The sequence below is a fragment of the Rhodopseudomonas sp. NSM genome, from assembly GCF_052445935.1.
Lineage (GTDB): Bacteria > Pseudomonadota > Alphaproteobacteria > Rhizobiales > Xanthobacteraceae > Rhodopseudomonas.
In genome coordinates this window covers 33,209-51,754 of sequence record NZ_JBQTCH010000013.1, presented here as the reverse complement: position 1 = coordinate 51,754, position 18,546 = coordinate 33,209, and the positions used below count along the sequence as shown (strand labels likewise).

17 protein-coding genes are annotated in these 18,546 nt (G+C 64.7%); 9 read left to right on the top strand and 8 right to left on the bottom strand.

The window, feature by feature from the left end:
• Positions 1-9: 9 nt before the first annotated feature.
• The gene (gene aadR, locus ACTZWT_RS23985) at positions 10-729 is read right to left on the bottom strand and encodes a transcriptional activatory protein AadR (protein WP_322515952.1); all 720 of its coding nucleotides are present in this window, start codon (positions 727-729) and stop codon (positions 10-12) included.
• 186 nt (positions 730-915) lie between these two features.
• Here aadR and ACTZWT_RS23980 point away from each other — a divergent pair, with 186 nt between their 5' ends.
• On the top strand, positions 916-1,230 hold the full coding sequence (locus ACTZWT_RS23980) for a c-type cytochrome (RefSeq protein WP_444772190.1): 315 nt from the start codon (positions 916-918) through the stop codon (positions 1,228-1,230).
• Here the strand turns inward: ACTZWT_RS23980 and ACTZWT_RS23975 are convergent.
• The 3 genes from ACTZWT_RS23975 to ACTZWT_RS23965 are packed head-to-tail and all read right to left on the bottom strand — an operon-like array spanning position 1,193 to position 4,300.
• Positions 1,193-2,365 carry an ABC-type transport auxiliary lipoprotein family protein gene (locus ACTZWT_RS23975; protein WP_444772189.1) on the bottom strand — a complete coding sequence of 391 codons (1,173 nt, stop codon included), beginning with the start codon at positions 2,363-2,365 and terminating at the stop codon, positions 1,193-1,195. The two genes, ACTZWT_RS23980 and ACTZWT_RS23975, sit on opposite strands and share 38 nt — an antisense overlap.
• Positions 2,366-2,372: 7 nt before the next feature.
• Positions 2,373-3,149 (bottom strand): ABC transporter ATP-binding protein, encoded by a 777-nt coding sequence (locus ACTZWT_RS23970; protein ID WP_444772188.1) that lies wholly within the window; start codon positions 3,147-3,149, stop codon positions 2,373-2,375.
• A 2-nt stretch (positions 3,150-3,151) separates the two neighbouring features.
• Complete coding sequence (locus ACTZWT_RS23965) at positions 3,152-4,300, bottom strand: ABC transporter permease (RefSeq protein WP_444772187.1); 1,149 nt, start codon at positions 4,298-4,300, stop codon at positions 3,152-3,154.
• Positions 4,301-4,463: 163 nt separating this feature from the next.
• Here ACTZWT_RS23965 and ACTZWT_RS23960 point away from each other — a divergent pair, with 163 nt between their 5' ends.
• Positions 4,464-4,874 carry a hypothetical protein gene (locus ACTZWT_RS23960; protein WP_444772209.1) on the top strand — a complete coding sequence of 137 codons (411 nt, stop codon included), beginning with the start codon at positions 4,464-4,466 and terminating at the stop codon, positions 4,872-4,874.
• 55 nt (positions 4,875-4,929) lie between these two features.
• Here ACTZWT_RS23960 and ACTZWT_RS23955 read toward each other — a convergent pair whose 3' ends face one another.
• Positions 4,930-7,653: a bifunctional acetate--CoA ligase family protein/GNAT family N-acetyltransferase gene (locus tag ACTZWT_RS23955; protein ID WP_444772186.1), complete on the bottom strand. Its 2,724-nt coding sequence runs from the start codon at positions 7,651-7,653 to the stop codon at positions 4,930-4,932.
• A gap of 127 nt (positions 7,654-7,780) precedes the next feature.
• Complete coding sequence (locus tag ACTZWT_RS23950; protein ID WP_444772185.1) at positions 7,781-8,212, bottom strand: CBS domain-containing protein; 432 nt, start codon at positions 8,210-8,212, stop codon at positions 7,781-7,783.
• Between the two features lie 240 nt (positions 8,213-8,452).
• Here ACTZWT_RS23950 and ACTZWT_RS23945 point away from each other — a divergent pair, with 240 nt between their 5' ends.
• A complete protein-coding gene (locus ACTZWT_RS23945) occupies positions 8,453-10,018 on the top strand; it encodes a bifunctional aminoglycoside phosphotransferase/ATP-binding protein (RefSeq protein WP_444772184.1) in 1,566 nt (521 codons plus the stop codon).
• Here the strand turns inward: ACTZWT_RS23945 and ACTZWT_RS23940 are convergent.
• Together ACTZWT_RS23940 and ACTZWT_RS23935 are read right to left on the bottom strand one after the other, a co-directional pair.
• Complete coding sequence (locus tag ACTZWT_RS23940; RefSeq protein WP_444772183.1) at positions 10,000-11,769, bottom strand: PHA/PHB synthase family protein; 1,770 nt, start codon at positions 11,767-11,769, stop codon at positions 10,000-10,002. The genes ACTZWT_RS23945 and ACTZWT_RS23940 overlap by 19 nt on opposite strands.
• A 256-nt stretch (positions 11,770-12,025) precedes the next feature.
• Positions 12,026-12,856: a universal stress protein gene (locus tag ACTZWT_RS23935; RefSeq protein WP_444772182.1), complete on the bottom strand. Its 831-nt coding sequence runs from the start codon at positions 12,854-12,856 to the stop codon at positions 12,026-12,028.
• 179 nt (positions 12,857-13,035) lie between these two features.
• On the opposite strand from ACTZWT_RS23935, the gene ACTZWT_RS23930 reads away from it, so the two are divergent.
• The 6 genes from ACTZWT_RS23930 to ACTZWT_RS23905 all read left to right on the top strand — a co-directional run bounded on the left by ACTZWT_RS23930 (position 13,036) and on the right by ACTZWT_RS23905 (position 18,327).
• Positions 13,036-13,869 (top strand): universal stress protein, encoded by an 834-nt coding sequence (locus tag ACTZWT_RS23930; RefSeq protein ID WP_444772181.1) that lies wholly within the window; start codon positions 13,036-13,038, stop codon positions 13,867-13,869.
• A gap of 73 nt (positions 13,870-13,942) precedes the next feature.
• Positions 13,943-14,674 (top strand): CBS domain-containing protein, encoded by a 732-nt coding sequence (locus ACTZWT_RS23925; RefSeq protein ID WP_444772180.1) that lies wholly within the window; start codon positions 13,943-13,945, stop codon positions 14,672-14,674.
• 154 nt (positions 14,675-14,828) lie between these two features.
• On the top strand, positions 14,829-16,361 hold the full coding sequence (fixL, locus tag ACTZWT_RS23920; protein ID WP_444772179.1) for a sensor protein FixL: 1,533 nt from the start codon (positions 14,829-14,831) through the stop codon (positions 16,359-16,361).
• Positions 16,351-16,968 carry a response regulator FixJ gene (gene fixJ, locus ACTZWT_RS23915; protein ID WP_444772178.1) on the top strand — a complete coding sequence of 206 codons (618 nt, stop codon included), beginning with the start codon at positions 16,351-16,353 and terminating at the stop codon, positions 16,966-16,968. Before fixL ends, fixJ begins: the two co-directional genes overlap by 11 nt.
• Before the next feature lie 85 nt (positions 16,969-17,053).
• Entirely contained in the window at positions 17,054-17,446 is a 393-nt protein-coding gene (locus tag ACTZWT_RS23910; RefSeq protein ID WP_444772177.1) for a response regulator transcription factor, read from the top strand.
• Positions 17,447-17,637: 191 nt separating this feature from the next.
• Positions 17,638-18,327 carry a helix-turn-helix domain-containing protein gene (locus ACTZWT_RS23905; RefSeq protein ID WP_322515938.1) on the top strand — a complete coding sequence of 230 codons (690 nt, stop codon included), beginning with the start codon at positions 17,638-17,640 and terminating at the stop codon, positions 18,325-18,327.
• Positions 18,328-18,546 lie beyond the last annotated feature (219 nt).

Genomic DNA, 18,546 nt, shown 5'->3' with positions numbered 1-18,546 from the left:
CGAGCCGCTTCAGGCCGCGGCGAGGGCGTCGAAGCGCTTCGGATCCAGCACGCGAACCCCGTCCGGCACGATCACGATCAGTTTTTCCCGCTCCAGCTTGGTGAAGGTGCGGCTGACGGTTTCGATCGTCAGCCCGAGGAAGTCGGCGATGTCCTGCCGCCCCATCGGCAGGCTGACGGTCTTGGTGACGCCTTCCAGCCGCGCCAGCCGATCGCGCCAGCCGACCAGGAAAGCCGCAACCTTCTCTTCGGCCGAGCGGCGGCCGAGCAGCAGCATCTGATCCTGCGCGAGGCTCAGCTCGCGGGTGGCGAATTCATTCATCCGCATCAACATGTGCGGCCGGTTTTCAATGAAGCGCAGAAACGGACCGCGGAAGAACTTGCAGACGGTCACGCCGCCGATCGAATCGGCCGAGAATGAGTATCGCGCGGACGGCGCCATGCCGAGAAAATCGCCCGGCAGCGCGAATCCGATGATCTGGCGTCGGCCGTCGGGCAGCAGCTTGTAGAGCCGCGCGATACCTTCGACCAGACTGTAGACTGCGTCGGCGGTTTCGTCCTCGGAGAACAAGGCTTCCTTCGCGCCGTAGCGAACATGCTGCGCGAGGCGCTCGAACTCCTCGTGCTCGACCTGCTCCAGCTCGCCGCAGATCGCCAGCGGGCGTACCGCGCAGTGCGTCGCGCAACGAAACCCGTCGCAAGTCGAGTTCGGAAAAGCGAGGTGCGGCATCCATCACTCCATGCGGTCGTCGATCAGATTACTTGCCGCGCACTGCCGTCGATTGATCGCCATGCGGCCGTAAAGCCAATATGTCGCCAAATCGTCAAGTCGGCTTGACACAGATCAAGGCCATCCGGTCCGCCGCCATCAATGGTCGTGGGCGCCGTTGCGGCGTCCCTCCAGACTGAGCGCCCGATGCGGATCATTGCCGTTTGTCTCGCGATCCTGATTCCGATCATCACGACAGCTTCAGCCGCCACCAAGGCTGAACGCCGCGGGCTGGCCTTTGCCAAGTCCAATTGTGCACGCTGCCATGCGATCGGCCGCACCGGCGACAGCCGCTTGAAGCAAGCCCCGCCATTCCGCCTGCTACATGACCGCTATCCGATCGAAAGTCTGGCCGAGGCTTTCGCCGAAGGTATCTATACCGGACATTCCGATATGCCGGCGTTCGAACTCGACCCGGATCAGATCAACGACCTTTTGGCATACCTGAAGAGCCTGGAGTAGTCGGCCTGCCCTCGACGGCGCTGCCGCTCGACAAGCTATCCACAGTCCACGGAATCAGCTCCTTGGCGGCGGCATCGAACGCCTTCTCGAAAGCGGCGACTGCCGCAGCAGGCTCTGGTTTGTCGAGCTTGGCCGACTGTTGAAACAGCCGCGCTGCGACCAGCTTGCCGTTCTTGTCGATGATCTTGGCGCCGAACGAGACGTCGGCGTTCAGCGCGCTCTCGTCCGCAACCTGAAAGCTCCTAATGTCGATGAGCAACTGGTAGTCCGGCGTCACGGCATCGTTCGGCCGCAGCGGCGGTTGCGCGATGTCGTAATTCTCGAAGCTCTGGATCAGCTTCTCCTGCAGCATCTTCGGGATGCTGTCGCTCCACTGGGCGCCGGCGAAGGCCGGCAGGTCGAGGCCGGGCGCAACCAGCATCTTCTGGCTGTCGTAGAGCACCACCGTGGTCGGCTCGGGGATCGTGAGCTGGCCCTTCATCGATCTGACCGGCGGCGAAAAGCCCGAGGCGGGCTTCAGATCGTAGACGACCTTCTTCACGACCGGCTCGTCGGCACCGGTCATGCGCTCGACGCCGCCGAGAATACCGTCGAGCTTGCCGGTCCTGCTCGACAGCCATTCGGAGAAGGTCTTCAGATTACCGATCGTCTCCTTGAGCGGCTGTGAATTCTCGCCGAGGACCGAATCGACCTTGCGCAGCGCCTCTCGCGCGGCCTGGGTCATGCTCATGCCGGCGCCCGGCTCGGCGATCAGCGTCGTGGCGATCGCCGACCCCGTGAGGTCCTTGCCGCCTTCCAGCGCGACGACCGGGACGCCGGTCAGGCCCTGGAAGTCGAGACCGACCTTGGTGTCCGGCCGCACCGGCGTGCCGGTCGCCACCGCGATCGTCGCATTGACGCGGCGCGGATCGTCGGATGCGAGTCCAAGCTCGGTGACCTCGCCGACGCGGATGCCGTTGAACAGCACAGCGGCGCCGACCAGCAGGCCCGGCACCGGATCACGAAACTGGATGTGATAGCTGGTGCGCGCGCCGATGCCGCTGGTGTTGTGCAGCCAGAACACGAAGCCGAAAACAGCGAGAATGGCCGCGAGCACGAACGCACCGACGACGACGAAGGGAGCACGGGTTTCCATGGGCGTCCTAGTCCTGTTTGGGGCGCAGCATCGCCGAGCGCTTGCCGTGGAAATAGGCCCGCACCCAGGGATGTTCGGATTGCAGCAAATCAGTCATCGGCCCGATCGCGACGATCTTGCCGTCGGCCAGCGCCGCGACGCGGTCGCAGACGACATTGAGGCTGGCGAGATCGTGGGTCACCATGAATACGGTGAGCCCCAGCGTGGTCTGCAGCGTCTTGATGAGCTGATCGAAATCGCCGGCGGCGATCGGATCGAGGCCGGAGGTCGGCTCATCGAGAAACACGATGCCCGGATCGAGCGCCAGCGCGCGCGCCAGCGCGACCCGCTTGGTCATGCCGCCGGACAGTTGCGCCGGAAATTTGTCCCAGTCGTCGGGCGCCAGCCCGACCATCTCCAGCTTTGCGGTCGCGATCTCGTCCTGCAGCTTCTCCGAAATCTCGAGCGTCTCGCGCAGCGGAAATTTCACGTTCTGCCGCGCGGTCAGCGACGAGAACAGCGCACCCTGCTGGAACAGGATGCCCCACGTCGAGGCGACCGACGTGCCGCGGCCGAGCCCGCCTTCGGTGTCGCGCCCCATCACCGTGATATGGCCGCCCTGCTTCGGGATCAGACCGATGATGGTTCGCATCAACACCGACTTGCCGCCGCCGGAGGCGCCGACCAGGCCGAGAATTTCGCCGCGACGGACGTCGAGCGACAGATGATCGATCACCGTCTGGTGGCCGAAGCCGACCACAAGATCGGAAACGCGGATGGCGTAGAGTTCGGCGAGCGCATCCATCGCTACATCCCGATCGAAGCGAAGAACACGGCGAACAGCCCGTCGAGCACGATCACCAGAAAGATCGACTTCACGACCGAAGTGGTGGTCTGCAGGCCGAGCGATTCGGCACTGCCCTTGACGCGGAGCCCCTCGCTGCAGGCGACGATGCCGATCACCAGCGCCATGAACGGCGCCTTCCAGATGCCGACTTCGAAACTGTTCAGCGAGACCGCCTCGTGCAGCCGCGCGATATACACCGCCGGCTGCATGCCGCCGTAGAACCACGCCGTCAGCAATCCGCCGTAGAGGGCCGCCATCGAACCGATGAAGGTCAGAATCGGCAGCGCGATCACCAGCGCGATGATCCGCGGCAGGATCAGCACCTCGACCGGGTCGAGCCCCATGGTCGACAGGGCGTCGATCTCCTCGCGCATCTTCATCGAGCCGAGTTCGGCCGTATAGGCACTGCCGGAGCGCCCGGCGACCATGATGGCGACGATCAGCACGCCGATCTCGCGCAGCACCAGGATGCCGACCATGTCGACGACGTAGGATTCGGCGCCGAACTTGCGGAAGTGGAAAATGCCCTGCTGCGCGATGATGGCGCCGATCAGGAAGGTGATCAGCACGACGATCGGGATCGCCTGCCAGCCGACGCGATAGACCTGATAGGTCAGCGAAGTCAGGCGCAACGATCGCGGTCGCCGCAGCACGCCGAGCAGCGCTGCGCCGAGCGCGCCGAGCATGGCGAGAAACACCGAAACGTCCTGCGTCGCGCTCCAGGCCGAGCGGCCGATCTGGTCGAGCCGGGCGATGATCGGATTGACCTTGGGGCGGGGTGTGGGCTGGTGGCGATTGACCTGCCGGACCTCCTCGATCAGCCCGGCATAGCGATCGGCGACGCCGATGAAATGCGCGGTGCGACCGGCCTGCGCGGCGTCGCGCGACACTTTTTCCAGCAGCCAGGCGCCGATGGTGTCGATTTCCACGACCTCGGTCATGTCGATCTCGAGAGACTTGGCGGCGGCGACCTGCGCCGCCACGCCGTCGAACAGCCGCTCCAGCACGGCCGAGTGGGTCGCGATCCAGGCGCCGCCCGGATGCAATTCCAGCACATCGCCGTGGATCGCTGCATTCAACACCGGTGCAGAACTCACGGCCGCTCCCATCCGGTCTTCAGTGCTGCCATCCGATGCTCCATTGCGATTCCCGGCCGCCGACGCGGCCACCTCGAACCGCAGCTTGCGTCGCGAAATGCGGTTGATGCAAATCAATTATCGCGCGTCGACGTTTCGTAAGCTTGACGCCCGCAGCAACGACAGGATCGATCCGATGACCAAGGGCTCTCCGTCCGCCATCCTTAATACTTCGTTGCCCGCGCGTTTTCGCCAGATCCGGCTCGAGCTCGCGCGCGAGCCCGGTCATCCCGAAGGCGAATCGCAAATCGCCTATGTGATCGTCGCGCCGCTCGACGAAAACGACCACATCGACGCCGAGACCTGGAAGAAGCACCGCGAGGCATGCCGGGTCGCGCGGCAGCGGCCGCAGCAGCCCGACAGCCTCGGTCATCTGATCCATCGCCCGGGCGGTTCATGGGCATTTCAATACGACACCACCGCCAACATTCCGGATGAAGCCGGCTACCATTTCGGCGACGAACGATTCGTCCAGGGCGAATACGTCTCGATTCGCGAGGAAGGCGATATGCATACCTTCCGTGTGGTGTCGGTGAACCGGCTTTAGGCGCGTCTTCGGCGAAACGGACAGGATCACCCGGACGGCGTGACGACCTTTTCGCTCACGCCTTGGCGGCGGCGCGGGCGGACTCGTCGGTCAGCGGCAATGTCACGTTGAGGATGTCCGGCTCGGAGTGATCGGTCTTGGCTTCGAAGCCGAGTTGGCGGCACATTCGCAGCATCGCGGTGTTCTCCCGCAGCACCTGACCGCAGACGAATTTCAGCCCTTCGGCGCGGGCATATTCGATGATCAGCTTCATCAGTGCCCAGCCCAGGCCCTTGCCCTTGAGGTCGGAGCGCAACAGGATGGCGTATTCGCCGCTCTCGTAGATCGAGTCCGAGTGGATCCGCACCACGCCGAGGGTTTCGCCGGTCGCCTCGTCGAGCGCGATGAAGGCCATCGCGCGGGCGTAGTCGATCTGCGTCAGCCGCGCGATGAAGGCGTGGCTGAACTCCTTCATCGCCGCGAAGAACCGAAGCCGCAGATCCTCGGGCGTGACATGCGTGAGGAATTCATGAATCGCCGGCTCGTCGTCGGGCCGCAGCGGCCGCGCCAGCACCCGCCAGCCGTCCTTCATGACCAGGTGGCGCTCCCATTCGGATGGATACGGCTTCACCGCGAAGGTCGCGTTGCCGAGGCCGGCGAATTTGCGTATCGCCTTGCGCACCACGACGCGCGCATCGATCACCACGACGCCATTCTCGTCGGCGAGCAACGGATTGATGTCGAGCTCGTGGATCTCCGGCAGATCCGCCGCCATCTGCGACAGCTTGACCAGCGTCAGCGCCACCGCGCCGTCCTTCACCGCCGGCACGTCGCGATAGGCCTGCAGCAGCTTCGACACCCGTGTGCGCGCGATCAGCGAACAGGCGAGCGGCAAATCGAGCGGCGGCAGCGCCAGCGCCCGATCGTCGATGATCTCGACGCCGGTGCCGCCGTGGCCGAATACGATCACCGGCCCGAAGGTCGGGTCATCGGCGATGCCGACGGTCAGCTCGCGCGCCTTGCGGCGCATGATCATCGGCTGCACCATCACGCCATCGAGCCGCGCCGTCGGTCGCAGCTTCGCGGCGCGCGCCAGAATTTCGCCGACCGCCGTGCGCACGGCCTCGGCGCTGGTGAGGTTCAGCACCACGCCGCCGACGTCGGATTTGTGGGTGATGTCGCGCGACATCACCTTGACCACCACCGTGACGCCCTGCGCCAGGAACGGCTCCGCCCACGCCACCGCGGCATCGGCATCGACCGCGGCCAGCGTCGGCACCATCGGGATCTGATAGGCGGCGAACAGCGCGCCGACCTCGATCGGATCGAGCCAGGAACGGCCTTCCGCCAGCGCTTTTTCGATCACCGCACGCGCAGCCTCGCTGTCCGGATCGAACTCCTTCGGCAGGCTCGGCGGCACTTCGGTCAGGAGCTGCGCGGCCTCGCGATAGCGCACCAGATTGATGATGCTGCGAACCGCGTCGTCCTCGGTCGGATAATTCGGAATCGCGGCCGCATCGAATGCTTGCGTCACGGAATCGTCGGCGCCGACCCAGACCGCGAATACCGGCTTGAAGAAGCTGCGGCGGATACGCTCCTCGCCGACCAAGCGGATCACCGCCTTGGCGATCTCGCTGGACGACGCCATCGCGGTTTGCACATTCATCACCAGGATCGCGTCGTTCTCGGGATCGGCGAGCAGCACGGCCAGCGCGGCGGCGTAGCGCTCGGCATCGGCATCGCCGGTGATGTCGATCGGATTGGAGCCCGACCAGCTCGGCGGCAACACCGCGTCGAGCTTGTCGCAAACCTCTTTCGACAGCGTCGCCGGAATGCCGCCGAGTTCGGCCAGCCGGTCGACCGCCAGCACGCCGATGCCGCCGCCATTGGTGAGAATCGCAATCCGCTTGCCGCGCGGCGCGCTGACGCGGCCGAGCGTTTCGGCGCAGTCGAACAATTCGCGCAGGTCGAACACCCGCAACATGCCGGCGCGGCGGAACGCGGCGCCGTACACGGCATCGGCGCCGGCGAGCGCGCCGGTGTGCGTTGCAGCCGCGAGCGCGCCGTGCGCCATCCGCCCCGACTTCACCACCACGACCGGCTTGACCCGCGCCGCCGCGCGCGCCGCCGACATGAACTTGCGCGCGTCGGTCACCGCTTCGATGTACAGCAGGATGGCGCGGGTCTCGATATCGCCGGCGTAGTAATCCAGCATGTCGGCGATGTCGACGTCGAGCTGATCGCCGATCGAAACGATCCCGGAGAAACCGATGTTCTTGACGGCGGCCCAGTCGACCATGCCGGCCGCAATCGCGCCGGATTGCGAGATCAGCGCCAGATGGCCTCGCCGCGGCATGTGCGCGGCGAAACTGGCGTTGAGATTGGAGCCTGGCACCATGATGCCGAGGCAATTCGGGCCGATCAGCCGGATCCCCGATGTTCGCGCGGCGCGATTGGCGGCCTCCGCATACGATCCCTTGCCGCGGCCCATTTCGGCGCTGATGATGATCGCCCCGGCGACGCCGCGTTCGCCGGCATCGGCGATGATCTTCGCCACCGTCCGCGACGGCGCAGTGATGACGATGAGGTCGGGCACGAATGCCAGTTCACCGAGCGAGCGAACGGTCTTGAAACCGCCGATCTCGGGATAGCGCGGGTTGACGACGCCGATCTCGCCTTTGAAGCCGGCGCTGCGCAAATTGTCGAGCACCGCGCGGCCGAGCGACGCTGGCCGCGGGCTGGCGCCGATCACCGCCACTGCGGCTGGCGCCAGGAGATTGTTCAATCGATAAGTCGACATCTCACCTCGGCACCGGGCAGACGGCGGCCGATGCCCCACGTTGCATTGAGCCTGATCTGCACGCAGCCTTGTAGTACAAATATGGCGGCGTTTCCAACCGGTCGGCCGCGGCGCCGCGCGGCGCCGGCTAGGACTTTACCTTGGTGAAGCTCGCCAACGCCCTGATCACGTCCTCACGCGAAATGATGCCTTCCAGCTTGCGATCGGCATCCAGCACCGGGATGCTGCGGGTCTGATGTTCGACCATCAATTGCAGGACGCGCGTCAGCTTGGTATCGGCGTGAACGTAGATGAAGTCCGGCGTCATCATGTCGCCGATCGTCCGATTCATCAGGTCGTCATAATGCGGCAGCATCTGGGTCGGGTGAAATGCGAAGCAGTTGAGAAAGTCGTATTTCGTGACCAGCCCGATCGCGCGTGAACCTTCCACGACCGGATAGGCGTTGTAGTCGTCGCGCTCGAACTGGTCTTCCAGCTCGCGCATCGTCATTTCCCGCGACACGGATTTCACCGAGCGCGTCATGTGGTCGGCAACTGTTGCCTCGAGAAATTTGTACAAGACCAGATTCCAATCGGTCGGGCTTCGATCGCGGGATGTAACAGAGTGTGTCGAGGCACCTGCTAATCGCCATTTCCGGCAAATTGACCGCAGCTTTGCCGAATTGAATTGATCAAGGTCAATCCGACGCCGTTTTCCCGGACGTCTTGATATCCGTGCAACAATGCTCAGGATGACGGCACGACAGCCCGTGGCAATGATCCATTTCCGGACAGTTCGGATTTTCTCCTGGTAGTCATCATGGCAGAACCGATCCACTCACCCGGCACGGTCCGACAGGACGACGTTTTCCAGTTCGTCGCCGCTCCGGCCTCGCATGGCGGCAAGCCGGCGACGCGAATCGACACCCATGGCGCCGCGGTGTTCCTCGCCGGCGATCGGGCGCTGAAGATCAAGCGCGCGGTACGGTTCCCGTTTCTCGACTATTCGACGCTGGAACGGCGCAAGGCAGCCTGCGACCAGGAACTCGCGGTCAACCGCCGGTTCGCGCCGCGAATCTATCGCCGCGTTCTGCCGATCACACGCGAGGCGGACGGAACGCTTCAAATCGACGGTGCCGGCGAGCCGGTCGAATGGGCCGTCGACATGATGCGTTTCGACGAAGGACGCACCATCGACCGCATTGCGGCCGATGGACCAATTGATCCGAATCTCGTCGCCGCCATTGCGGGCGCGATCGCGGCATCGCATCACGCCGCGCCGGAAGCCGCCACCGCGCCCTGGATCGCCTCGATCGAACCAATCATCGCCGACAACACCGCGGCGTTCGAGGAGGGCGGATTTCCGGCCGATCAGGTCGCAACGCTCGATCGCGCCAGCCGCGCCGCGTTCGACCACTGTCGCAGCCGGCTGGAGGAACGCGGCGCGCAGGGGCTCGTGCGCTGGTGCCACGGCGACCTGCATCTGGCCAACATCGTGCTGATCGACGGCGCGCCGGTGCTGTTCGACGCGATCGAGTTCGATCCTTTGATTGCCTCGGTCGACGTGCTGTACGACCTCGCCTTCCCGCTGATGGACTTCGTCCATTATGGCCGCTGCGACGCTGCCGCCGAACTCCTGAACCAATATCTGGCAGTCACGCCCCGGCAGAACGGCGACGCGCTCGGCCTACTGCCTCTGTTGCTGTCGATGCGCGCCGCGATCCGCGCCAAGGTGATGTTGTCCCGGCCGGCCGACGACGCCGGGTCGGTGCGCAGCAACCGTGCGACAGCAGACGCCTATTTTGCGCTCGCCCGGCGCCTGATCGCGCCCCCGCCGCCGCGGCTGATCGCGGTGGGCGGACTGTCGGGAACCGGCAAATCGGTGCTGGCCCGCGCGCTGGCTGGTCATATCGCGCCATTGCCCGGCGCCGTCGTGCTGCGCTCCGACGTTGCGCGCAAACGGCTGTTCGGCGTCGGCGACACCGAGCGGCTGCCGCCGACCGCGTATTCGCCCGAGGTGACCGCACAGGTCTATCGCAGCCTCGGCGAGCGCGCCGCGCAGATTCTGGCGCAAGGGCATTCGGTCATCGTCGATGCAGTCTTCGCCAAGGCCGAGGAGCGGCAGGCGATCGAAGGCATTGCGACAGACGCCGGATGCGCGTTCCTCGGACTGTATCTCGCCGCCGATCTGAAGACCCGGATGGACCGAGTCAGCCGCCGCACCGGCGATGCCTCGGACGCGACGCCCGACATCGTCCGGCAGCAGCAGGCCTACGAACAAGGCGCGATCGGCTGGACCGGGATCGACGCCTCCGGCACGCCGGACCAAACGCTGGCCCGCGCCGTCGGGACGCTTGGTCGCGGCGATCAGGCCTGCAGCACGTAGCGGCCCGGCGCATCCGGCAGCTCGTCCGGATTCGCGCCCGGCAGCCCGGTCCGCGGCGGCGGCACCAGTTCGCCTGAACGGGCGCCGAGCCATTGCACCCATTCGGTCCACCATGAGCCTTCGGCGTGCGGAGCCTGCTTGATCCAGTCGTCGGGCCCGACATAGGGGCCGTCGGCCTCTTTGGTCATCACCTGATAGCCACGCGCCTTCGGCGACGGCGGCGAGACGATGCCGGCATTGTGGCCACCGCCGGTGAGGCAGAAGGTGATCTCCGCGTCTGCGAGCAGATGAATCTTGAAGGCCGAGCGCCACGGCGCGACGTGATCGCGCAAGGTGCCGACCACGAACATCGGCGTGTGGATGTCGGACAGCGCGATCGCCTTGCCCTCGACCGTGTAGCGTCCTTCGGCGAGGTCGTCGTCGAGGAACAGCTTGCGCAGATACTCCGAGTGCATCCGGTACGGCATTCGCGTCGCATCGGCATTCCACGCCATCAGATCGTTGGACTCGGAGCGCTCTCCCATCAGATAGTCGCGCACCATCCGCGACCACACCAGATCGTTGGAGCGCAGCATCTGGAATGCGCCGGCCATCTGCTTGGCGTCGAGCACGCCGTGCTTCCACATCACGTCTTCCAGGAACGCAACCTGGCTCTCGTTGATGAACAGCGTCAGTTCGCCGGCCTCGGTGAAATCGGTTTGCGCCGCGAACAACGTGATCGACTTCAATCGCGCATCGCCGTCGCGCGACATCGCCGCCGCCGCGATCGACAGCAACGTGCCGCCGAGGCAGTAGCCGACCGCATGGATCGGCCGGTCAGGGACGATCGCGCCGACGGTCTCGATCGCCGCCATCACGCCGAGCCGGCGATAGTCCTCCAGCGCGATGTCGCGATCCTTCGCGGTCGGATTGCGCCACGAGATCATGAACACGGTGAAGCCCTGATCGGTCAGGTATTTCACCAGCGAATTGTGCGGCGACAGATCGAGAATATAGTACTTCATGATCCAGGCCGGCACGATCAGGATCGGCTCCGGCCGCACCTCGGCGGTCGCAGGCGCATACTGGATCAGCTCGATCAGATCGTTGCTGTACACCACCTTGCCGGGCGTCACCGCGACGTCGCGTCCGACTTCGAAATCGTGCTTCAGCTCGGTCTCGTGGGACATCGATTGCAACAGGTCTTCCCACCAGTTGCGCAGGCCGGCGGCGAGATTGCCGCCCTCGGAATCCAGCGTATGACGGATCACCTCGGGATTGGTACCGGCGAAGTTCGACGGGGCGAACACGTCGAGCATCTGCCTAATCGAGAACTCGACGATCTTTTCGTTCTGCCGTGACACGCCGCGGATGCCGGTGGTGGCGTCGTGCCACCACTCCTCGGTGAGCAGAAAGCCCTGCGCCATGAGGTTGAACGGCGGCTGAAGCCACTCCGGGCCGGAAAAGCGGCGATCCTGCGGCTGCGGCGCAATCAGCGCCCACGGCGGCCCGGGATGCACCGCGGCTTCCGCCAGCTGCGACGCGCGCTGCAACGCATCGTGGGCGAGATCGAGCCGGCGCACCGGCGCCCAGAACAAATGGGCCAGCCAGTCGGCATAAGCGAGCGACAGCGCCGTCGGCGACAGCCCGCCGGTCAGCGGCGCCAGCGTCGCGTGCAACTCGCGATCGATATCGTTCGGGGCGGCATGCTTCCGCGGCAGTTGTGCCGGGTGCGGCTCGACGGGGAGCGCATGGATCTGGGTCTGCAGCATCATCACCTCGATTGCTTGCGCGTCGGCTCGATGTACTGCGGACCGCCCGATCACGGCAGGTCCGCGCTGTCGACATATAGGATGACGAAGCTGTCATCGCGCAGTCACACGCCTGGAGAAGGCAGCCCGTTCCCCGAATGGTTAAGGAGACGTAGCGACCCGGCACGACAGCACCGGACCAGACCCCGCAGCCCCTGGCGTCGATCAATCCGGCCTCAACCTGCTCCCGTTATCGGCTGCTGGACGTTCAGCACACTCAGCGCGCGAGGAAGGCGCAGCGGCCGGTTTGCTCGATCAGATACTGCGTGACGCCGCCGAGGACCCATTCGCGGAAACGCGAATGACCGTAAGCGCCGGCGATGACGATGCCGGCGCCGTTCCGCACCGCGATCGAATCGATTTGCCCGGCGACGTCGCCGGCCGCCACCGGCACCTCGCCGACGGCGTGGATGTGGTGTCGCGACAACCAGTCCACGACATCGTGGACTCCGGCGAGTGCTTCGGCGCGGTCGCCGTCCTCCTCGACGATTTCGACGACGGCGACATGACTCGCCTGACGCAGTAGCGGCAGCGCGTCGACGACCGCGCGCCGCGCCTCGGGATTGTCTTTCCACGCCACCAGCACGCTGGACAGATCGATCCGGCAGACATCGGCAGGCACGACCAGCAGAGGCCGTCCGATCTGCATCACCAGATCGCCAGGGTCCGCGACTGCAAACGGATCGCTCAGGACACCTCCGGTCGCGGCGCCGACGACCACAATGTCCGCAGCGCGCGCCTGCTGCACGATGTGCTTGGCCGGCTGCGCGATCGCCGAACGCCAATGCAACTCGCGCGCATGCCCATGCATCGCCTTGCGGAACTCGGCCTCCAGCTCGCCCAGGCGTTGCCGGATTGCCGCCCGGCCTTGCTCCAGCATCTGCTCGGCACGATCTCCCGAGGTATAGTACAGCGGCGGGCTGAGGTCGGAGGCCGCGATGCCGATCAGCCGGGCTTCGAACCGCTCGGCCAGTTCGGCGGCGATCCCGAGCGGACACGCATTCTGCCGATCGCACGACAGGGCGACCATTACCGTCGAATACGTCATCGATACCTCCCGACTCCGCCGGCCCTGAACTAATCGGGCGGTCCGCTTTCATTTCTGCAACACAGCCCTGTTTCTGCAACAGAGCCAGTGCGGCACGATGAGCTAGATCAAAGTGCGGCACCTGCGGGCCGATATATTGCGCGCCAGATCGATATACGGCTCACGCGGAGAGCATTGCCATGCTGAATGATATTGTCGTCCATGTTCCGGCCGACCGGCCGGCCGGCGGCGTTGTCGATTGCGCCGTCTCCGTCGCAAGGGCGTTCGATGCGCATCTCGACGGCATCGTCTGCACGTACCAGCCGATCAATCCCGCCGTCGTGATCGGCGCCTCCGCGGCCTACTACGCCGCGGTCAATCAGTACAACACCGACAACGACGAAGCCGCCGCGCGTCTCGATCAGTTCGAGATCGCGGCCCGCGCCGCGGGCATTACGCATGGCGCACGCAGCATCTGCGACACGCCGGTGCTCGCCAACGAGTCGCTCTCCGAGATCTCCCGGCTGTACGATCTCAGCATCGTGCCGCAGCCTGATCGAGCCAAACCGGGCCACCAGGATCCACTGCCGGAAAGCATCCTGTTCAACTCCGGCAAGCCTTTGCTGATGGTGCCTTACGTCCACTCCGGGCCGATGGGGCTCGACAGGATGCTGATCTGCTGGGACGGCGGACGCCAGGCCGCCCGCGCCGTCCACGACGCCATGCCGTTCCTGCGCCGGGCCAAGGCCATCGACGTGCTGGCTGTCAACGAAGACGAGGAGGAAGTCGGCCAGGCATCGACCGACGCGCTGCTGGCGCATCTGTTGCGCCACGACTTGGCGGCCACCGCGCACCACTTCACCTCGCCCCCGGCCAATATTCACCACACCATCCTGTCGCTGGCGGCCGATCTCGGCGCCGATATGCTGGTGATGGGGGGCTACGGTCATTCGCGGCTGCGCGAGATCATCCTCGGCGGCGTCACCCGCGGCATCTTCAAGTCGCTGACGTTGCCGGCGCTGATCTCGCACTGAGCCGGATGACCGGCCGCCGGCGTCGGCGGCCGGGCAATGGACGGGCACCGCCGTGCCGAAGGGGATCCAGAACATGCGTGCGCACCAGATCATGACGGCCAATGTGGTGACGATCGGGCCCGAGGCCTCGATCGTCGACGCCGCCAATGCCATGCTCGAGCATCACGTCAGCGGCCTGCCGGTGGTCGACGGCGACGGCCGACTGATCGGCATCATCTCGGAGGGCGATTTTATCCGCCGCGCCGAACTCGGCACCCAACGCAAGCGCAGCCGCTGGTTGCGGCTGCTGCTCGGGCCAGGCACCTGTGCGGCCGACTTCGTGCACGAGCACGGCCGGAAGGTCGGCGAGGTGATGACCCACCATCCACACACGATCAACGAGGATACCTCGATCGAAGCCATCGTCAGGACGATGGAGAAGCACCATGTGAAGAGGCTGCCGGTGATGCGCGGCGACCAGCTGGTCGGCATCGTCACCCGCAAGAACCTGCTGCGCGCGGTCGCCAATCTCGCCCGCGAAGTACCCGACCCGTCCACGGCCGACGACAAGATTCGCGGAAAGATCATCGCCGAGATCGAACGCAACGACTGGCGGCCGTTCGGGCTCAGCGTCCTGGTGCGCGACGGCGTCGTGCATCTCAACGGCGTGATCACCGAGGAGCGCTCGCGTCAGGCCGCGATCGTCGCGGCGGAGAACGTCTGCGGCGTCCGGGAGGTCCACGACCACCTGTGCTGGGTCGACACCATGTCCGGCTTCTATCTCAATTCGCCCGAGGACGACCGCTCCGCCAAAAAGGCCGTCTGACCAGGGTTGCGCCGGCCGGCGCGCCAGCGCTTGACAGACTTGACCGATGCGGCAAACCGACGTTTGCCGCATCGAATTGCGTTTGTGCACTGCGTGCGTTGCGGACCAGAACACCTATATGATAGAAAAATCCAATGAGTTGCGAAGGTAACGCGTGACGGATCAAGCTCCATCGTCATCGGAAGCCCTGGCGCGCGATCGGCGGCTGCAGCAGGGCATTGATCATTACGGCGTGGGGAGTTGGGAACTCAATCTCGCCACGCGGGAATTGGTGTGGTCTGCGACGACCCGGCGGCTGTACGGCGTCGCCACGGACAAGCCGATCGATTTCGACACCTTCGTCTCGCTGGTCGATCCGGAAGACCGCGACCGCGTCGCGCAGGCCTTGCACCGGTCGATCGACCGCGGCGAGCCTCTCGACGTCATGTACCGGGTCGCCGACCGCGGTCAGCCCAGGCACTGGCTGCGGGCCCGCGGCGGTCTGGTCAAGGAGAACGGCACCGCGGGCTATCTCTGCGGCATCGTTCTCGACATCGATCAGCAGAAGGTGCTCGAGCAGGAACTGCGACTGCAGCAGAACCAGCTCCGTTCGATTCTGGACACCGTGCCGGACGCGATGATCCTGATCGACGGCCGCGGCATCATGCGATTCTTCTCGATTGCCGCCGAACGGATGTTCGGACTGTCCGAGCGGGAGGCGATCGGCCAGAACATCAGCGTTCTGATGCCCCGCCCGGACGCATCCCGCCACGACAACTACATTTCCCGCTACAACTCCACCGGCGAGCGTCACATCATCGGCATCGGACGCATCGTCACCGGACAGCGCAAGGACGGCACCACCTTCCCGATCCATCTGTCGATCGGAGAAATGGAATCCGCCGGCGAACGATATTTCACCGGCTTCATCCGCGATCTCACCGAGTATCAGCAGACCCAGGCACGCCTCCACGAATTGCAGGCGGAACTGGTGCACGTCTCGCGGCTCACCGCGATGGGCGAAATGGCCTCCGCGCTGGCACACGAACTCAATCAGCCGCTCTCCGCGATCAGCAACTACATGAAAGGCTCGCGCCGGCTACTCGCCGGCAGCCGCGATCCGAACGTCTCCAAGATCGAAAACGCGATGGAACGCGCCGCCGAGCAGGCGCTGCGCGCGGGACAGATCATCCGCCGGCTGCGCGATTTCGTCGCGCGCGGAGAATCCGAAAAACGGGTCGAAAGCCTCGCGAAGTTGATCGAGGAGGCCGGCGCCCTGGGCCTGACGGGCGCGCGCGAACAAGGCGTGGTGCTGCGCTTCAAGCTCGATCCGTCGAGCGACATGGCGCTGGTCGACCGGGTTCAGATCCAGCAGGTGCTTGTCAATTTGTTTCGCAACGCACTTGAAGCGATGGCCAATTCGGAGAAAAAGGAACTGGTCGTCTCCAACGCTCGCGTTGCCGATCACATGATTGAGATTTCCGTCGCCGATACCGGCAGCGGGTTCCATGAGGACGTGAAATCAAGTCTGTTTCAGACCTTCTTCACCACCAAAGAGACCGGAATGGGTGTCGGATTGTCGATAAGCCGCTCGATCATCGAGGCACATGGCGGCCGGATGTGGGCTGAATCAAACCCTGCGGGGGGAGCGACCTTCCGCTTCACGTTGCCCGCAGCGGCCCAAGAGGACCTCGCCGATGCCACGTAGGGGGAACGTGTACGTCATCGACGACGATCAGGCGATGCGGGACTCGCTCGACTTCCTTCTCGGATCGGCCGACTTCGACGTGAGGCTGTTCGAGTCGGCGATCGACTTCCTCAACGAGGTGCCTAACCTGCCGTTCGGCTGCATCGTCTCCGACGTCCGGATGCCCGGCATGAACGGCATGGACCTGCTGAAGCAGCTCAAGAACGACCGCACGCGGCTGCCGGTGGTGATCATGACCGGCCATGGCGACGTTCCGCTGGCGGTCGAAGCGATGAAGCTCGGCGCGATCGATTTCATCGAGAAACCGTTCGAGGACGACCGTCTGATCGGGATGATCGAAACCTCGCTGAAGCAGGCCGGCGACGAAGCCAGAAGCGAGGCGGTGTCGCAGGATATCGTGGCGCGAATCCAGTCGCTGAGCCCGCGCGAACGGCAGGTGATGGACGGTCTGATCGCCGGCATGTCGAACAAGGTGATCGCCCGTGAGTTCGATATCAGCCCGCGGACGATCGAGGTCTATCGCGCCAACGTCATGACCAAGATGCAAGCCGGCAGCCTGTCGGAACTGGTTCGGATGGCGATGCGCGGCGGCGTGATCAGGGATTGAGGCAGATCAACCTGCCTCGCACGCCAGCAACTATTCTCCCCTGCATGAAAGAATTGCAGTTAGGTCAGGTGCGTGGGACGAGCTGATGACCACCACGCCCCAAAAATCTGTTGTCTATGTCGTTGACGACGATCAGGGCGTACTCGGATCGCTTCGGTTTCTGCTGGAAACCGACGGCTTCGAGGTTCGCACTTTTCGCAGCGGCCCGGCGTTGCTCGACGCGCTCGACGAAGGTCGCGCCGACTGCATCGTCGTGGACTACAAGATGCCCGGCATGAACGGCATCGACCTTGCCCAGAAGCTGCGTGATCGCAAGATCTCCACCCCCGTGGTGATGATCACCGGCTATCCGGACGAGAGTATTTCGAGCCGCGCCGCCGCCGTCGGCGTGCAGCATGTGGTGCTGAAGCCGCATCTGGAAGACAGCCTGGTCTTCCACATCCGCGGCGCCCTGCTGGGCAGCGACGCGACCGCCTGAGGCGCACATCGCCGTGCGACCGCACATTGATTCTTATGACTTTTTTCGTCCGCAAGCGCCGGAGATCGATACCTTCCTCCGTAATTCTACTTAGGTAGACCCCCTTAAGATATGGGGCGAAATACCTGGCCGCCGGAATCTTCAATACAACCACGCCATCCGATCCCGATACCCCGATAGGAGATGGCAAGATGCTGAACCAGTCGCTCAGGGCCCCGACCGTCGCCAAGGCTCCGGTTGACCCTTCCTGCTCCCCGGCTGATCAGTTCTTTGCAAGCACCGGCCACGCTGGCCTGATCGCCTCCGAATTTTCCTACAAGAAGGAAGAGGAGATCTACGGCGAGGACGAGCCGTCGGAATACGTCTACCAGGTCGTGTCCGGCGCGGTCCGCAGCTACAAGCTGCTCTCCGACGGACGCCGCCAGATCGGCGCCTTCTATCTTCCCGGTGACGTGTTCGGGCTGGAATCGGGACCGACCCATCGCCTCACCGCGGAAGCCATCGTCGACACCACCGTTCGCCTGCTGAAGCGCCGCAGCCTCGAACAGGCCGCCGCCACCGACGTTCACGTCGCCCGCGGCCTGTGGTCGATGACCGCCGGAGAGCTGCGCCACGCCGAAGACCACATGCTGCTGCTCGGCCGCAAGAATGCGATGGAGCGCGTCGCCAACTTCCTGCTGGAAATGGACCGCCGCCTCGCCGTCGCCGGCATGATGGCGCTGCCGATGTGCCGCCGCGATATCGGCGACTATCTCGGCCTCACGCTCGAGACTGTGTCGCGCGCGCTGTCGCAACTGCAGAGCCAGGGCATCCTCGGCTTCTCCGGCGCCCGCCAGATCGAACTGCGCAACCGCCAGCAGCTCCGCAACCTCGACGCCTGAACGCTTCAACGCAGAAGAGGTGGCGACCCTCCCCATCGTTTCCGGCGTCATGCATCTCTCCAGAATTGGCCGCCAGAAATGGCGGCCTTTTTGTTGCGACGAGAACGCGACGGCGCCGGAGCGAGCACCCCGCTTCGCGAAAGAAATTTCTCTTAAAGAACCACCAAACTAAAGAACGAACGCGTCAAAGCCGCCATCCTTCCAATTCATAGATTTTTA

What these genes read in the sequence shown, in the direction of transcription:
- aadR (WP_322515952.1), bottom strand. Translation starts at nt 729, where the DNA reads ATGCCGCACCTCGCTTTTCCGAACTCGACTTGCGACGGGTTTCGTTGC.
- ACTZWT_RS23980 (WP_444772190.1), top strand. Translation starts at nt 916, where the DNA reads ATGCGGATCATTGCCGTTTGTCTCGCGATCCTGATTCCGATCATCACG.
- ACTZWT_RS23975 (WP_444772189.1), bottom strand. Translation starts at nt 2,365, where the DNA reads ATGGAAACCCGTGCTCCCTTCGTCGTCGTCGGTGCGTTCGTGCTCGCG.
- ACTZWT_RS23970 (WP_444772188.1), bottom strand. Translation starts at nt 3,149, where the DNA reads ATGGATGCGCTCGCCGAACTCTACGCCATCCGCGTTTCCGATCTTGTG.
- ACTZWT_RS23965 (WP_444772187.1), bottom strand. Translation starts at nt 4,300, where the DNA reads ATGGGAGCGGCCGTGAGTTCTGCACCGGTGTTGAATGCAGCGATCCAC.
- ACTZWT_RS23960 (WP_444772209.1), top strand. Translation starts at nt 4,464, where the DNA reads ATGACCAAGGGCTCTCCGTCCGCCATCCTTAATACTTCGTTGCCCGCG.
- ACTZWT_RS23955 (WP_444772186.1), bottom strand. Translation starts at nt 7,653, where the DNA reads ATGTCGACTTATCGATTGAACAATCTCCTGGCGCCAGCCGCAGTGGCG.
- ACTZWT_RS23945 (WP_444772184.1), top strand. Translation starts at nt 8,453, where the DNA reads ATGGCAGAACCGATCCACTCACCCGGCACGGTCCGACAGGACGACGTT.
- ACTZWT_RS23940 (WP_444772183.1), bottom strand. Translation starts at nt 11,769, where the DNA reads ATGCTGCAGACCCAGATCCATGCGCTCCCCGTCGAGCCGCACCCGGCA.
- ACTZWT_RS23935 (WP_444772182.1), bottom strand. Translation starts at nt 12,856, where the DNA reads ATGACGTATTCGACGGTAATGGTCGCCCTGTCGTGCGATCGGCAGAAT.
- ACTZWT_RS23930 (WP_444772181.1), top strand. Translation starts at nt 13,036, where the DNA reads ATGCTGAATGATATTGTCGTCCATGTTCCGGCCGACCGGCCGGCCGGC.
- ACTZWT_RS23925 (WP_444772180.1), top strand. Translation starts at nt 13,943, where the DNA reads ATGCGTGCGCACCAGATCATGACGGCCAATGTGGTGACGATCGGGCCC.
- fixJ (WP_444772178.1), top strand. Translation starts at nt 16,351, where the DNA reads ATGCCACGTAGGGGGAACGTGTACGTCATCGACGACGATCAGGCGATG.
- ACTZWT_RS23910 (WP_444772177.1), top strand. Translation starts at nt 17,054, where the DNA reads ATGACCACCACGCCCCAAAAATCTGTTGTCTATGTCGTTGACGACGAT.
- ACTZWT_RS23905 (WP_322515938.1), top strand. Translation starts at nt 17,638, where the DNA reads ATGCTGAACCAGTCGCTCAGGGCCCCGACCGTCGCCAAGGCTCCGGTT.